Origin of the sequence: Paenibacillus sp. FSL R7-0302 (assembly GCF_038006885.1) — a bacterium.
Taxonomy (GTDB): domain Bacteria; phylum Bacillota; class Bacilli; order Paenibacillales; family Paenibacillaceae; genus Paenibacillus_AQ.
The window spans coordinates 4,281,944-4,297,165 of the sequence record NZ_JBBOWB010000001.1; the positions used below are offsets into that span (position 1 = coordinate 4,281,944).

Consider the following 15,222-nt stretch of genomic DNA (forward strand, 5'->3'; position numbering starts at 1 on the left):
CTCCAACCAAATGCCTATAGATCAAGGGGTGAAAAGATACATGCGACTTCCGCCGTTTGACCGCTACCGCCGTTTCTCGCAGATTGCTGCTGTGTTTGTGCTGGGGATGATTGTGGGAGCCGCCCTGTACAACGCCATTTATCATATGGGCTATAACATACTCTGGGTCAATAACCAGGCTCTACGGCTGGAGATTGAACAGAACCGGAAAGACATTCTGACGCTCAAAAAATACAACAACACCTCCACCGTCATCCGTGAGATTAAGGTGCGTACCGAGGGCAGCAAGGTCAAGGACAATACGGCGACACTGGACCCGGTGATAGCCAAGGAGGTCCTCAGCAAGCTTTCGGGCGATCTGGAGCCGCTGCGCGGGCGCAGCATGTTCGATATCGATTCCGACGGCAAGCTGGCGCGCCTGCTGCTGGACAGCAAAATCTATCTGGCCCGCGAGAAGGAATACACCGTCAAAATCCGCACCATGCTGGTGATGGAGGGCGTGCTGCAAATCTGGGTGGAAATCAGCCCTTATAAGCGCAGCTGAGGCGCAAATCATGATACAATAGTGGACAAATCACAATCACAGGATACAGAGTGCCCGGCTGAGGCTACGCTGACTGCCCGGTCTTCCACAAAGGAGCTGTCCGTTCATGATTATGTTCATTAAGTATCTGCTGTTTGCCCTGCTCGTTATCTTCATGGTATGCGCCGCCGCGTACAGCATCTCTTCCCGCAGAACCGCCGACCCGCTCATACAAGGCACCAGGCGCTCGATCATGAATATGCTGCTGGGCGGAATGCTGGTCACGCTTTCACTCATGTCGATGTTCATCTTCCGCGGCTCGACGCTTAACGTGGTCATTGAGGCTGCTTTTCTGCTGCTGGGCCTGTTCAATATCTTCTCGGGACTGCGCAGCTTCAGCTACTACAGCCGGATGCGCAGCGGAAGCTGAGGGTTCAGCCGCCGCTCATACAAATAGACCAGTTGCCCCTCCTGATCGCCTGCAGGACAGCCCTGGTCTAATTAATATTTTTCCGAAAATGAATCCTCGTTCATCGTCACTCTCATCGTTATTCACCCAGCATTACCCGCTTATCCCGCTACCCATGGTCAATCGACTGGAGCATCAGAACAGCCTTGGCTACAATGGTATCCATATAGCTGATCTCGATCTCCAGCTTGCAGGTGCGGCGGCTGATCTCCAGCAGCTTCGGCATGACGGTGATGGAATGCTCGATCTGTACCGGACGGATGAAATAGGTTGACATATTGTCCAGTACATAGTCGTTCCCGGTGATGTCCTTGGCTGCTTTGAAGGCGGACAGGGTCATCAGGGTGGACAGAACCCCTTCCGAGATCGTCCCCAGATCAGTTGCCATCTGCGGGGTAATGAAGCCGTGGAAGAATAATCTCCCCTCCTCATCCCGCTCATCCGCGAACCCGTTCCAGATCAGATGATCGAACGTCTCTCCAAGCTGCGGCTGATTGCTGGCGTCGCGCAGGCTCTGCAACACTTCACGCCGGGTGACCGACCCTACCAGCTTGCGGTTGCGGTCCACAATGGGCAGAAAATCGATCCCCTCCCACATCATAATCTGCGCCGCCGAAGCCAGCGAGGTCTGGAGTGCAGCGGTGACCGGACTGCGCACCATCGCCTTCTCAATAATTTGCCCTTCGCTGAGATCCTCCACATCACGCCGGCCTATTATCCCGATGACCCGGTTCCACTCATCCGTGACCGGGAACCGCTGCTCGCCGCTGGCCTGCGACAGTTCACGCAGCTCTCCTACGGTGCTGGAGATTTTGAGTGTATTCAGGCGCAGCTTGCCCTCCACGATATCCTCGACCAGCATAATCTTCTTCTTGATCAGCCGGTCAAAGATCGCGCGGTTAATCATCGAAGCCACCGTAAACGTATCATGTCTGGACGAGATGACCGGCAGGTCCAGCGCATCGGCCAGCGCTTTGACCTCGCGGCTGGTGCCGAAGCCCCCCGTTACAAGGACGCCTGCCCCCTGCTCCAGTGCAAGCGAGTGCACATCATCGCGGTTCCCTACGATCAGCAGACTGTCCGCATCGATGTACCGGATCATGGCATCGACCTTCATCGCACCGATCACATATTTATGAAGATGCTTGTTCAGCCCCTCTGCTCCGCCAAGCACATGCCCCTCGACGATATCCACTACATCCGCGAAGGTAAGCTGTTCGGAAATATTGCGCGGCTTCTTCTCCACCCGGACCGTGCCAATCCGTTCCTTGGTGATGACGATTCCCAGGTTCTCCGCTTCCTTCACTGCACGGTAAGCCGTACCTTCGCTGACCCCCATCTCCTTCGCCAGCTTGCGGACGGAGATCTTGGTTCCCACCTTCAGACTTTCAATGTGCTGCAGCAGTTGTTCATGCTTTGTGATATTATCGCCTTGACCTTCCAACTGTTACACCCCCATACCCCGATCTGTACTATTCTGTACCCATTATACATGCTGGGCACACCGGAGTACAACAGGTTACACTGTATCTTTCAAAAGTTATGACAGCTCTATGACAAGCAGCTATAAATGTATGGGAGATATGTGGAAAGAACGGGCCTTCCCAGGATTGACATCAATGAGTACAGCCGGGAATATATATATAACACCGCACACCTTACTTCCGGCAGGAGTGGCATGCACAGGTAACCCCCAGTCCGCCGCACAGGCAAACAGGGGGTACTTTTGCACCGTTAGCTTAATCCCGGAACTATGATCTCTGCGACACCCGGCCTTCTTCGTTCCACTGGCCCTGCCACTGTGCAAGCTTGGCCTTGCGGACGGCATCCAGGCGCTTCTGCTTCTCTTCATCCACTCCGATAATAAAATGCAGATGTGAGGCAATAACCAGGAACGCGAAGACACACCAGACCAGACCGAAGCCCAGCACCCAGCCGGAACCATTCTGAAAAGACAGCTTCGGCAGCGCGTATAACAGCATGGCCAGGGCAACCAGCAGATACACGGAATGTTTGAATTTACTTCTTTTTCTCATTGCAGGACCGCTCCTTCGCTCTACAGGATTGTTAGAATGAATCTATATCTCTATTCTATGAACCTGCGGCCTGAAATATGAGACAAGCTGCGTAATTTTTCAGCAGGCTGATCCCACCTTGTTAGCAGATTCTATCCTGCATGGCTCGGGTATGAGATGTTATATAGCGAAGGAGGGAATGACCTTGAATCCCATTTATAACCAGACCCGGTACATCGCCCGCAAAAAAATATTCTCTGCGCCGGGCGGAAAGCTACATATCTTGGGTGATTCGGGTGAGCTGCTGCTGTTCTCGGAAATGAAAGCGTTCCGGCTGAGAGAGGACATTACACTGTACCCTGACGAGACAATGGGGAGGGAGCTGCTGCGGATCAAAGCGCGCAAGATTCTTGATATCAGCTCAACCTATGATGTGTATGATATGGAGACCGGTGAAACGGTGGGCGCACTCCGCCGCAAAGGCCTGAAGTCTCTCATCAAGGACGAATGGGCCATCCTGGACACGCAGGATAACGAGATAGGCACCATTAAGGAGGATAACGCCTTGCTCGCTTTGCTGCGCCGTGCGGTTGCCATCATTCCGCTGAAATATAACTTGGAGATCGGGGGAATGGTGATTCCTGCCTTCCGGTACAGCTTCAACCCGTTTGTCACCAAAATCACTGCCGATTTCTCAAAGGACACCCACGGCAAGCTGGACCGCCGTCTCGGGATGGCCGCTACTATTCTACTGTGTCTGGTAGAGGGCAAGCAGGATTAACGAAGTGTTAATAAAAGGGTGATTCCAGAGCCGTATGGCCCTGAAATCACCCTTTTTCTGTATCAGAGAGTATCCCCGATGCGCTGCCGGTGCTTATTGTGCGCCGTACATTTGGGACAGGCTGTCTGTGATGATTTTGTTCACATCTTCGATGACTACACTGAGGCGGCGTTCTGCGTCGAACAGACGGCGGATGCCCAGGTTCAGGTTAAGCACCTCAAAGAGCTTCTCCATCTTCTCCATGTCCTCCTGTGGAGGCATGTCCCCGCTCATCATCCGCTGCTGCAGCTCAATCTGGCTCTGGCGGAAGTTGTCGAGCATCGCCTTGCTCTCCGGATCTGCTTCGATCACCTTCATTGCACTGGTAATATCAGATACCTCACTGCTGTCTTTAATGGCACGCGCCAATTCATGCGCCTTGTCAATCACGTTCATTCTATTTCCTCCTCCAAATAATGTTCGTCTCTGCTTCGCTTCCAAAGCCCCCGCTCATTCAGCAGGCAGCGGATCTATGCCTGTTCAGCAGCCAGCCCCGGGGGCTGTCTGCGCCCAAATTTGACAGCCGCGCAAGTTCCGACCGGGCAAGCCTACTTCCTTCTGTGCTCCCGCCCTCCGGTCCAGGGCGCGCCTGCCAGCCCCCTGGCTACCGGCGATATTAATCCGCCCGGCACGGCTTTTTCGGGAATAGGTCAATCACCAAGGGTCAGATGTCTCCATATGATGAATGATATGTAACCCTCAAGATTCATATTGCCGGCACCATGCTTGCCTACCGGAAGGAGATTCACGATGTCTAAGCTAAAGATCCCGGTTCAAACGGTCCACTCGGGCATCCTGCAGGAAAATGCTGTAATGCTAGGCGACAAATCCATGAAGAGGCTCAAAATACCGGCGCACGGAACCATTCAGCTGAACTTCGGCTCTTTCCGGCAGGAGGTTACCGTAATTCCTGTTCCCAAATCCGACAGTCTGCGCGTTAGCGAGGCACTCGCCCGGCGGCTTGGCTTAAGACAGCGCTTGACGCTTAACGCTTCCTACAGCACCGGCAGCCGCATTCTGCGTCTGGGGCCGATGATTGGCGTCCTGGTGAGCCGGGACCATCCCGAACAGCCGGAGCGGGTCTTCGGCCAGATCACCATGTTCTGCCGGGAGCTGACTCATGCCTGCCATGCACAAGGCGCTTATGTCTATTTCTTCACCCCGGAAGCGCTGGAATCACGCACCACTACCATCCAGGGCTGGGTCTACGATGAGGGCTGGCGGAAGCTGAGTCTTCCTGTTGCCGATGTGATCAACAATCGGCTGACCACGCGAAAGGTAGAGAATAAACCTAGCGTACAGCATTTTTTGGCAGATGTAAAATCCCGCTACGGAACTCACTTCTTCAACGAAAAGTTCCTAGACAAGACAGAGGTATTCGAGGCGCTGGCTCTGGACCCCGCCCTGCAGCGGTACTTGCCCGAATCGCATGCCCTGAACGGCTTCGCCATACTCAAAAAAATGTGCAGCAGCTACCCCAGCGTGTTCCTGAAGCCGGTACGCGGCAGCCTGGGCAAGGGCATTCTGCGCATTTCCAAGGAGGAAGGCGGCGGCTACCGGCTGCTGTCCACCACTCCGATGGGTACACGCAAGCAGAGCTATTCCAGCCTGGCGAAGCTATTTCAGTCCATTGCCCCCAAGATGAAAACCACCCGCTTCCAGATCCAGCAGGGTCTCTCCCTGATGGAGCTTGGACGGCGGCCGGTCGATTTCCGGGCACTGGTACAGAAGAACGGCACCGGCAAATGGGGCGTCACCTCCATCGTGGCCCGGACCGCCGGAAGTAATCATTTCGTCTCCAATCTTGCCCGTGGCGGTACGCTCAGTACAGTCAAGGAGGCCGTCAGCAAAAGCAGTCTTCCGGCCGGTGTCAAAGAGAGCACCCAGATTCAGCTGCCCAGAGCAGCGCTGGCCATTGCAAGAGGGGTTGAGACCTACATTCCCGCCCATTTCGGGGAACTCGGCATCGACCTCGCACTTGACCAATCCGGCCGGATCTGGCTGCTGGAGGTCAACTCCAAGCCGTCCAAGAACGACAACACCCCCCTGAATGATCAGAAAATCAGACCCTCAGTCAAACAAATGATTCTATACTGCCGTTATCTGGCCGGGTTATAAGGAGGACATCATGACCACAACAGCAATGGGGTTCCTTGGCATTATGACAGGCCGTCGCCACGGGATTCCTCCCATCGCAGAGCCGGAGTTCTGCAGTCATCTCTGCCGTGCGGCCCCGCTGTATGAGTTGAAGGTCCTGATCTTTCATCCGGAGGGTGTGGCTGCAGACGGCTCCTATGTCCGCGGATATGAGTGGCAGAACGGACAATGGGAGCCTGTGCAGGCTCCGGCGCCCGACATTCTCTATAACCGCTGCTTCTACCGGACACCGGAGGAGAAAAGAGCAGCAGCGGCTGCCCTGTCTGTATTGACCCGCTGTCTGCCCTGGTCACGCGGGCTTCCTGATAAATGGGGAGTCTACGAGATTCTGCGGCGCAGCCCCGCTGCCGCCCCCCTGCTGCCGGAAACTGAGCTATACAGCAGCCGCGAAGTGCTTGGCAATATGCTCGCCGGAAGGGAATACGGCGTCTTTCTGAAGCCCCGGACCGGCTCCCACGGCAAGCGCACCCTGCACGCTGTACTGCTCGGCAGAAGCGAAGGCGGCGGAGTGAAGGTGCGGGGCAGAGACCGGGATAACAAACCTTTTCAATATGTTTTCGGTACGCTGGACGAAGGTCTGGAATGGATCGGCCGCTTCATCGGCCAGCACCGCTATATCATACAGCCTTACCTGCATCTCACCGGCAGTGAAGGACAGCCGTTCGATGTACGTGTTCTGATGCAGAAGAACGGCACTGGTGCCTGGACCCTGACCGGCATGGCCGTCCGGCTCGGCACCCGGGGATCACTGACCTCCAATCTGCACGGAGGAGGCACGGCCGTTCCTGCTCTCCCCTTCCTGCTGGACGAATACGGCGCGGGAGGAAGAGACCTGCTGGAGGAGCTGACCCTGGCGTCTGCGCTCCTGCCTCCGCTGCTGGAAGAATCCTGCGGCAGACTCGGAGAGCTGGGCCTGGATTTTGGTATCGATGCCGGAGGAAGAATCTATCTGCTGGAAGCCAATTCCAAGCCAGGGCGCACGGTGTTCCGGCTGACGGGCGACCGCCGGGCTGCTAGACTCGCCGCCGAGAACCCGCTGCGCTATGCGCGCCATCTGCTGCTTACCTCAAGCAGCCATCACAAGCTGCCTCCCGGGCAGCTCCGTTCACACGGGAGAATGATATCTATGGTTCCAAAGGAGGATTCATAAATGGGTCTCACTTTTTGCAATGTACATTTCACCAAGCAGCCTGATCGAGTAGTATATGTCTCGGGTGAACTGATGAGAAGCCTGAAATTATCCGGCAAGAAAAATATCCGCCTGCGCCTCGGAAAAGATGCCATTCCGGCCACGATCAAACCGATCAAGCGTGCCGGCAAGCACCTCTTCCTGGCCTCGGGCGTCAAAAGCGCCATCAAGGTCCCGAAGTCCGGCGGCATCTACCTGCGCAATCTGCAGAATGACGAGGTGCAGCTCGGACCGCTGGTCGGTGTGCTCTCAGACGGCCCCTCTTCTGCTGCGCAGCCCTTCGGCTCCCGCACCGGCTTCATCAAGCAGCTGCTGCGCGAAGGCAGCAACAAATGCTACATTTTCGCCTTCATGCCGCGCGATATCGACTGGCAGCAGGAACAGGTCAACGGATATTTCCTGACGGCAACCGGCCGCTTCGAGCGCAAGCTGGTGCCCCTGCCGGATGTAGTCTATAACCGCCTGCCCAGCCGCAGAGCTGAGACCTCCCCTTACATCAACCAGCTGCGCGAGCGCTTCGGACGCAAGAAGATTCCGTACTTCAACTGGAGCTTCTTCAACAAATCGGATGTCTACCGGCTGCTGGAGAATGACGGGGCAGCGAACCGCTTCGTGCCTGAAACGCACAGTAACCCCAGCTCCGAACAAATGCGGGATATGCTCGACCGTCACCACTTCGTCTATTACAAACCCTCGGCCGGCAGCCTGGGACACGGCATCTACCGCCTGACCTACCTGCCGAAAAAAGGGTATTTCGCCCGGTACCGCAGGAACGGCAAGAATGTGCTGCTGCGCTTCACCAGCTTCGACAGCCTGATGCGTATGCTGCGGGGACGCCATGGGCAGAGCATGCAGAACTATGTGGTCCAGCAGGGTATCCGCCTTATTGAGATTGACAACTGCCCGATTGATTTCCGCTTCCACATGCACAAGAACGGCAGCAATCAATGGGTCGTCGTCGGAATCGGGGCCAAAAAAGCCGGACGGGGCAGTGTCACCACCCATCTGAAGAACGGCGGAGCGCTATTGACCCCGCAGCAGGCCCTCGGCCGTGTGTTCGGGGCCAGATCAGATGAAGTCCTCCAGCGCGCCAAGACCACTGCCGTCAAGCTGGCAGAATCTCTGGAGATCCAGCACCGCCATCTGCTCGGCGAGATCGGGTTCGACCTCGGCATTGACCAGGATGAGGATATCTGGATGTTCGAGGCCAATGCCAAACCGGGACGCTCTATCTTCCGCCACCCCTCCCTGCGCGCTGAGGGCAAAGCTTCCATTGAGCACATCCTGGAGCATTGTCTGTATCTCAGCAAATTCCGCAGGAGGGATGACTTGTGAACAGCCGGATACCCGATCCCAGCAAGCCCGTAATCGCCATTCTGACCACCAGTGACCGGCTTAAGCAGTTCCGCGGTAACCGCAATAACTTTCGCGACATTATCCGTACTGGCAGAGAAATGGGCTATATGGTCTATGTCATCACGGTCCGTGACCTGAAGCTGAATGAACAGACCGTGACCGGCTACGTGCCCTCCGCCAGCGGAAGGCTCTGGTATGCCATTCCTGTTCCGCTGCCGCAGGTCATCTATAACCGGATTCCCAACCGCGAGGAGGAGGAGAAGGCACCGGTCGCGCGCAAAATTGCCGAGTGTCTGGAGCATCCCGAAATCTCACTGTACAATCCGAGCTTTTTCAATAAATGGAATCTCTTCGAGTGGCTCAAGGAATCCAAAGCAACCTCGAGGCATGTGCCCAAAACCCGGCGCCTGCGCAGCGCAGCGACCCTTACCGCGATGCTGAAAAATCACGAGAGCCTCTATCTCAAGCCGGAGAAGGGCAAGGCGGGCAAAGGCATCATGCGGCTGGGATACCGGCCGGACACTCTCCTTCCCTACCGGCTGCAGATTCAGAGCGGCAAAAAAAACACCACTTACAAAGCCGCGTCTGTCGAACGGCTATGGGCCCGGATCGGCCGGGAAAAAGGGTCCGCCCGCTATATTGTCCAGCAAGCCATCGTGCTTGCCGGACACCGCGGCCGCCCCTTCGATCTGCGGGTGCTGCTGCAGAAGAACGGCCGGGGCGCCTGGGCGGTAACCGGCATCGGCGCCCGGCTGGCCGGGGCCCGCAGCATCACCACCCATGTGCCGCGCGGCGGCAGCATTGAAGACCCCTCCAGCATGCTGGAGGGAACCTTCGGGCCCGAGCAGGCAGAGGTTATCCTGAAGAATGTCTCTACCACGGCGCTGCTGGTGGCCCGGCAGATTGAGCGGGCTTCATCCAGCATGCTGGGCGAGATGTCGATGGACCTCGGGGTCGATGAAGAAGGCGGAGTATGGTTTTTTGAAGCCAATTCCCGCCCGATGAAATTCGACGAGCCGGCCATCCGCAAGCTGTCGCTCGAACGCATTTTCCAATACGGCAATCATCTGTCCCGACAATCCAAATAATCCATTACCCGTCAAAGGAAGTGACACCATGCAGATATCCTCACTCTACGACAGCAATCCCGTACAGTGGGAATCCAGGCGAAACGGATTGCTTGAGTTCCTGAGGGAGTATGGGGAGCAGCGGATTACACTTCGCGGATGCAGGAGGCTGGCCCGGCTGACAACGGATCAGCTCGCCCTGCCGGGGGTCTCCCTGCTCGTTGCCACGGTGCGGGGTCAGAACGGCCGCCAGCTCGCAGGCGTCAGCTTCGTGTCCGGCTTCGGCAAGGAGGCCTGTGTAGTCGCCGTCCATCCCCTGTACCGGAACAGGCATACGGGCACAGCCCTGCTTGCTGCACAGCTGGAGCGCCTCGGGCAGCTGGAATGCCAAGTCGCCTGCGACAATGCAGCCAGCCTCAAGATGTGCTTCAACATCGGCCTTTCCGCTGTTGATCTGGTCACCGGACCTACAGGCAAGCCCACCCTGCTCTTGCGTTCCCCGAGGAGCGAAGTTGATCCCGCCATTCTCCCGCAAGGAGGTGAACTCCTGTGCCAGAGCCCGTCCTAGGCATCCTCACCCTGTATATGAACGACGCCAAGCAGCTCGAAGAGAAGAGTGTATACCGGAGGATGATTATCGAAGGCAGCCGGATTGGATTGGATGTCTTTGTGTTCACCCCGGCAGATGTACATGTCAGCAAGGACCTGATCAATGCCATGGTCTATGATGTCAAAAGCGGAGTATGGTCGCGCAAATGGCGCTCCTTCCCGAATATGATCTATGACCGCTGCCGGATTCAGCGCAGCCAGCGCTTCCAGCAGCTGCTGCGCTTCCGTGCGCGGTACGACCATCTGACCTTCCTGAACCGCCCGCTGCGCAATAAATGGACAGTGCATCAGACCTTCTCCCAGCGGAGCCGCTTCCGGACCCATATGCCGGAGACGCTGCTCTACCAGTCCTCTGCCGATCTGCACCGGATGCTGAAAGTAAGCCCCGTCGTCTACGTCAAGCCGATTAACGGCACCGGGGGGCGCGGCATCCTGCGGATCGAACGCCAGCGTGAAGGCAAGTCCCTCTTCGATATCCAGGGACGCCGCCAGAGCCGCCAGATCATCGCCCCGCGCAAGGTGTCGCTGAACCGGCTGGAGACCATCGTCCGCCAATGGTGCATCAGCGGTAAATTTCTCGTGCAGCAGGGCATCCCGCTGCGGCTGCCCAGCGGCCGGTTCCACGATTACCGGATGCTGGTGCAGAAGAACGGCCAGGGCGACTGGGAGTTCACCGGCATGGCCGGCCGGGTGGGCGCCGCCCGCAGCGTCACCTCGAACCTTCATGGCGGCGGGCATGCCATGAAGGCCGAGACGCTGCTGAAGCAGTGGCTCGGCAGCGAAGATCGGGCCGACAAGGCCATGCGCGCTGCCGAGAAGCTGGGGATCGAGGCAGCCGCCTATCTCGAAGACAGCTTCGGCGCCCTCTGCGAGCTGGCCCTGGATCTGGCCATTGACCGCGAGGGCCGGATCTACGTGCTGGAAGTCAACCCTAAGCCCGCCCGCGAGGTCTTCGCCCGCTCCGGCGACAACAGCACCTACCGCAAAGCGCTGGTCCGCCCGCTGGAGTACGCGATGTGGGTGTATAAGAATAAGAACACGCCTAGTTCGTCTAAGGTGGTTGAGGAGTAGGGTAATATATAGATAAGACAGCCGTCCCTGCCTTGTGGAGAGCGGCTGTCTTTTCCGCTATCAACTTGACGATTCGTACTGGAATATTGAGCCCTACTATACTGATGCGGCATCCGGAGCAGCTCATTTCTCTAGTTCCAGTCAACACCCGACTTTACTTTTTTATAATTTGACCCCCTTATGATATCTATATTGTATTGTGATGTTACATCCTTCGCAGGCTACATATTTCAATTTAAATTCACGGAGGTTATAGCACATGAAAAAGTTACTATTACTATTCGTTCCTTTGGTGCTGCTCCTTGCATCCTGCAACTCTAATAAAAGCAATCTAAATACATATCTTATTCCAAATAATTATGTGGGCTGGGTACAGATTATTTATAATCAAGAGGGGTTTAACGCTATCAAACAGGATAATGGGAGAAACATTTTTACCATTCCTGAATCTGGAGTATTAAAAACATCCGCTCCAGATGTTGAATATGGGATATCTTTCAAAGAATTTTACTACTATGATGAACAAAATAAGCAGCAAAAATTAGAAGTCGATCAAATGATCCATGGCCACACTATAGGAGACGGCGAGTCGGTTAGCAGTTCCGGTAAAATCGAGGGGCCTACGGTGGAGAGTTTTTTTATAGGAACAGAAGCTGAGCTTAAAACACTCCCGTTCCTGGTTATCCTGATAAACTAATGAAATAAGGAGTTTAATCCGCATGACTGCATAGATGAAGTATACCGCTATTATGTTCCTTAAGCAGCTTTGAGAAAAGCTGGCTGGAATAATCAATCTTACGTTCAGGGAATTCGCCGGTAAGTATAATTTTCAACATCTGAAGCAGACGCTTGCCCGTTAATTCCGTAGGCCCGGAAGACCATTGTCTGATACTGGGGTATAGCTAGATCAACCCGCTGTAACGAAAGGCCGCCCTCAATCTTTCATAAAAATCAGCATAGCTGAGGGAGACACCGTTTGCTATAAGTTCGTTGTAATACATTTTGGCATCCTCATGGTTGAAATAACCGACCAGATCTATATAAAAAGGGGCGTAATGGCAGAAGCCGAAATCAATAATATAAGGCTCTCCCTTATAATAATGGACATGTGAACCATCCACCGATTGTAAATCCCCATGCGTAAGAGTCAGGCTGTCCTTCTCACCATACAAAGAAGCCATATCACGTGCAAAAGTGTGAGCCTTCTCACGCAGTAATGGCAGATAAGCACCAAACTCCCGGCTAAAATCGGGGTTTTGCCCAGTGAGCGCTTCAAAATGGTCCACAGACAATGTCGTAATGAAATAATCCTCCCAATACTTACGGTCAGCGTGGGGAAGCCACGGCATCTCAGAACCTCTACGCAGATTACGGGCATGGATTTTTGCCAGTGCTTCTGCAACCCTTGATGTCCAATTTGGGCCAGGCGGAGGTGTCTTGATTCTCCCCAAGTCCTCCATCGCCATCCACTTAGGCTCATCTGTCTCGATATCCGGTGAAAAGGCTGCTGGCGTGTTCCGGTGTCCCTGGTCAGTTAACCGTTCCATCGCCAGGCGTTCTTTCAAGGCCGCTTCTTTAAAGATCATACTTCCCCTTTGACCCTCTTCATAAGTAACTCCTACGCGGCGCACTTCCGCACCAGACCACCCGCGTTCGTCTTCTGTCATGGACCCTTGCTTCAAATGAAGAACCTTTCCTGGCCCTAGTACATCAGCTAAACCTTGCGCAGCGAGGAGCATATGAGATTCCACATTAATTCACCTGCCGATCTATATTAATCCTCTTTTCTCATTTTAAACAGATAATAGAGCGTTAAGATAAACTGTATAATTGCGATACTCCAAGGAAGAATAAAGAGCATCTCCAATTGATACTTCGGGAAAAATTCAATAGTTACGAACCCTCCCTCATAAGGCTCTCCGTCAGTCTGCACGGCTGTGAAGAATAAAAGAAGTAGTAGACTTGATAACATAGTTACTAAAAACCAGTTGATTTTGTACTTTATCCTCCGATTGCGTGAAATTATAATAGCATTTACACTGCATAATATCAGCGGTATGATGTACACCCTAATGGTTTCTTCTAATAGTGCTGTTCCCCATCTCTCCATTCTTATCTCTAAAAAATAAATTAGGATTAAGTGTAGTCCAATAACCAGCAGTACGTAGAGAATGGCTTGGAGTATCGTTTGTAACGCTTTCATCTTTCATCGCCCTTCGTTGAGCTTTTCACTTACTTAAGGGATTCACTCAAATTCTCAGGATTAAATTCCCGCTCTTTACCCTCTGCATCAACCACAGAAATTTGCTCAGGCAGATTTTCCAGACTTTTTCCCCTAACTAACAACTGTCCTTCCCCTTCGATCTCGTACTTTCTGATATACACTCCTGAACCGATATCCTCATACGGATACTTGTCAAAATCGCTCCAATTCAGTGCGGCTCCATTGTCCACTAAGCTCTCTAATTCATTTAACGAAATATAGCCGCTTGTTCTTAGCTCCTTATGACTTTGGCAGGCTGTACTGAACATTAAGAGAAATAACAATGTCACTGAAAACTTGAGGCATTTGGATAGTGTCATACAATCCCTCCAGGTCCTTATCATTCCACTGGTAATCTTAGGGATAATTATATCGTAATTTATGAAAAACCAAAAATTAAGGAGTAAGCTGAATTACGCCAGGGGAAAAGTATACACCTTGTGCAATGAGTTAACTAGACGTATACTTCTATTAAGGGGGCGATGAGATGAGCAGAATGAAGAAAATCACGATATTTACGGGTATTGGATTGTTGAGCGTTGTTGTCATTGCCCTTGTTGCGGTCTACGCCTTCGTAATCCAACGGCCGGTGACCTCTACTCCCGTAATCACGGAAGTGAAGCCCTACGAGTGGAATAAGGTCAAGCTGGGCGGGAATACCCTTTCCAGTGATGGATCAGAGTATTTCATATGGACTAAGACTGGTGAGAGCAACAACTGGATCATCTTTTTTTCCGGCGGCGGGGTCAGCTGGGATGCCCGGAGCGCTGCCCATCCTATTAAGCTCATGAACTTTATTAAAGGCGGAGATACAGGCAACTATTTCGCTGACATTCCGTTTTATATGCTGACTTTGCTGGGCGGGATGATGGATACGGACAACCCGGATAATCCTTTTCACGGCTGGAATGTGGTCTACCTCCCTTATTCAACAGGTGACTTCCACATTGGGAACCGCACCGTTACGTATCCGCGGGAGGACGGCAGCACCTTCACCATGCGGTATAACGGGCGTACTAATGTGCGCAGCAGCCTTGACTGGATCTATGCGAACGTGGCTAAGCCCGGGAAGCTGCTGATTGCAGGCGAGAGCGCCGGGGGATTCGGGTCCGCCTTCTGGGCGCCCGAGATTGCTTCACATTACCGGGATTCTGAGATTTTCCAATATGCGGACAGCTCCTTCCTGAAGTCAGACAAGTGGCCGCAGGTGATGAAGCAGGAATGGGACTCGGATTTCACTGCAAACTTCGGGTATGCGCCGGAGGCAGATATCATCGGGGCTGCTTTTCGCGCGGATGGCCGGCTGCTGCCTGCAGACACGGTGCTTTTACAAGCCTACTCGGTATATGATGAGATTCTGATCCACTTCCAGAACAAAATTAACGATTACAACGGGCCACTGGACCAGAAGCTCATTAAGGAATGGTCAGAGGAAATGCGGCAATCGGTAGCAGCTCTAGCGGCCACAGTTCCTAATTATTATTACTATCTGACTGATTACGGGCTGAACGCTGAGAACGGGACAACCCCGCACACTTTTTCCACCCGGGAGACCTTCTATCAGGCAGAGCAGGATGGTGTGAAGCTTGTGAAGTGGCTGGGGGATGCGGTCAATCAGCAGAAGCGCTATTCGGTAGGCAGCAAGTTCTTGGGGACGTCAGCACCTGCTCAGGAGTAGCTCCT

General features: G+C 54.0%; 16 protein-coding genes. 11 read left to right on the top strand and 5 right to left on the bottom strand.

Going from position 1 to position 15,222, the window contains the following annotated elements; translation table 11 throughout:
• The first annotated feature begins 40 nt into the window (after window positions 1-40).
• Both MKY96_RS18610 and MKY96_RS18615 read left to right on the top strand, forming a co-directional pair.
• Window positions 41-544, top strand: a complete 504-nt coding sequence (locus MKY96_RS18610; protein WP_340942256.1) for a hypothetical protein — start codon at window positions 41-43, stop codon at window positions 542-544.
• 106 nt (window positions 545-650) lie between these two features.
• Window positions 651-953, top strand: coding sequence for a YtpI family protein (locus MKY96_RS18615; RefSeq protein ID WP_076082940.1), 303 nt, complete (start codon window positions 651-653; stop codon window positions 951-953).
• Between the two features lie 148 nt (window positions 954-1,101).
• Here MKY96_RS18615 and MKY96_RS18620 read toward each other — a convergent pair whose 3' ends face one another.
• Window positions 1,102-2,436 (bottom strand): DRTGG domain-containing protein, encoded by a 1,335-nt coding sequence (locus MKY96_RS18620; protein WP_340942257.1) that lies wholly within the window; start codon window positions 2,434-2,436, stop codon window positions 1,102-1,104.
• A 307-nt stretch (window positions 2,437-2,743) separates the two neighbouring features.
• The gene (locus MKY96_RS18625) at window positions 2,744-3,028 is read right to left on the bottom strand and encodes a hypothetical protein (protein ID WP_036721603.1); all 285 of its coding nucleotides are present in this window, start codon (window positions 3,026-3,028) and stop codon (window positions 2,744-2,746) included.
• A gap of 178 nt (window positions 3,029-3,206) precedes the next feature.
• On the opposite strand from MKY96_RS18625, the gene MKY96_RS18630 reads away from it, so the two are divergent.
• Window positions 3,207-3,788, top strand: a complete 582-nt coding sequence (locus tag MKY96_RS18630; RefSeq protein WP_340944636.1) for a hypothetical protein — start codon at window positions 3,207-3,209, stop codon at window positions 3,786-3,788.
• A 93-nt stretch (window positions 3,789-3,881) separates the two neighbouring features.
• Here MKY96_RS18630 and MKY96_RS18635 read toward each other — a convergent pair whose 3' ends face one another.
• The gene (locus MKY96_RS18635) at window positions 3,882-4,223 is read right to left on the bottom strand and encodes a YlbF family regulator (RefSeq protein WP_340942260.1); all 342 of its coding nucleotides are present in this window, start codon (window positions 4,221-4,223) and stop codon (window positions 3,882-3,884) included.
• Between the two features lie 354 nt (window positions 4,224-4,577).
• Here MKY96_RS18635 and MKY96_RS18640 point away from each other — a divergent pair, with 354 nt between their 5' ends.
• From MKY96_RS18640 to MKY96_RS18670, 7 genes are all read left to right on the top strand, one after another.
• Complete coding sequence (locus MKY96_RS18640; protein ID WP_340942261.1) at window positions 4,578-5,945, top strand: YheC/YheD family endospore coat-associated protein; 1,368 nt, start codon at window positions 4,578-4,580, stop codon at window positions 5,943-5,945.
• A gap of 10 nt (window positions 5,946-5,955) precedes the next feature.
• Window positions 5,956-7,134 (top strand): YheC/YheD family endospore coat-associated protein, encoded by a 1,179-nt coding sequence (locus MKY96_RS18645; protein WP_340942262.1) that lies wholly within the window; start codon window positions 5,956-5,958, stop codon window positions 7,132-7,134.
• The gene (locus tag MKY96_RS18650; RefSeq protein WP_340942263.1) at window positions 7,135-8,508 is read left to right on the top strand and encodes a YheC/YheD family endospore coat-associated protein; all 1,374 of its coding nucleotides are present in this window, start codon (window positions 7,135-7,137) and stop codon (window positions 8,506-8,508) included.
• Window positions 8,505-9,617: a YheC/YheD family endospore coat-associated protein gene (locus tag MKY96_RS18655; protein WP_340942264.1), complete on the top strand. Its 1,113-nt coding sequence runs from the start codon at window positions 8,505-8,507 to the stop codon at window positions 9,615-9,617. Before MKY96_RS18650 ends, MKY96_RS18655 begins: the two co-directional genes overlap by 4 nt.
• Before the next feature lie 28 nt (window positions 9,618-9,645).
• Entirely contained in the window at window positions 9,646-10,164 is a 519-nt protein-coding gene (locus MKY96_RS18660) for an N-acetyltransferase (RefSeq protein ID WP_340942265.1), read from the top strand.
• The gene (locus MKY96_RS18665; protein ID WP_340942266.1) at window positions 10,146-11,276 is read left to right on the top strand and encodes a YheC/YheD family endospore coat-associated protein; all 1,131 of its coding nucleotides are present in this window, start codon (window positions 10,146-10,148) and stop codon (window positions 11,274-11,276) included. The genes MKY96_RS18660 and MKY96_RS18665 overlap by 19 nt, the downstream gene beginning before the upstream one ends.
• Before the next feature lie 259 nt (window positions 11,277-11,535).
• Window positions 11,536-11,973 (top strand): DUF6843 domain-containing protein, encoded by a 438-nt coding sequence (locus MKY96_RS18670; protein WP_340942268.1) that lies wholly within the window; start codon window positions 11,536-11,538, stop codon window positions 11,971-11,973.
• Window positions 11,974-12,178: 205 nt separating this feature from the next.
• On the opposite strand, the gene MKY96_RS18675 is transcribed toward MKY96_RS18670, so the two are convergent.
• Complete coding sequence (locus MKY96_RS18675; RefSeq protein ID WP_340942270.1) at window positions 12,179-12,943, bottom strand: phosphotransferase; 765 nt, start codon at window positions 12,941-12,943, stop codon at window positions 12,179-12,181.
• Between the two features lie 565 nt (window positions 12,944-13,508).
• Window positions 13,509-13,859 (bottom strand): hypothetical protein, encoded by a 351-nt coding sequence (locus tag MKY96_RS18680; RefSeq protein WP_340942272.1) that lies wholly within the window; start codon window positions 13,857-13,859, stop codon window positions 13,509-13,511.
• Window positions 13,860-14,026: 167 nt separating this feature from the next.
• Here MKY96_RS18680 and MKY96_RS18685 point away from each other — a divergent pair, with 167 nt between their 5' ends.
• Entirely contained in the window at window positions 14,027-15,217 is a 1,191-nt protein-coding gene (locus MKY96_RS18685) for a pectin acetylesterase-family hydrolase (protein ID WP_340942273.1), read from the top strand.
• Window positions 15,218-15,222 lie beyond the last annotated feature (5 nt).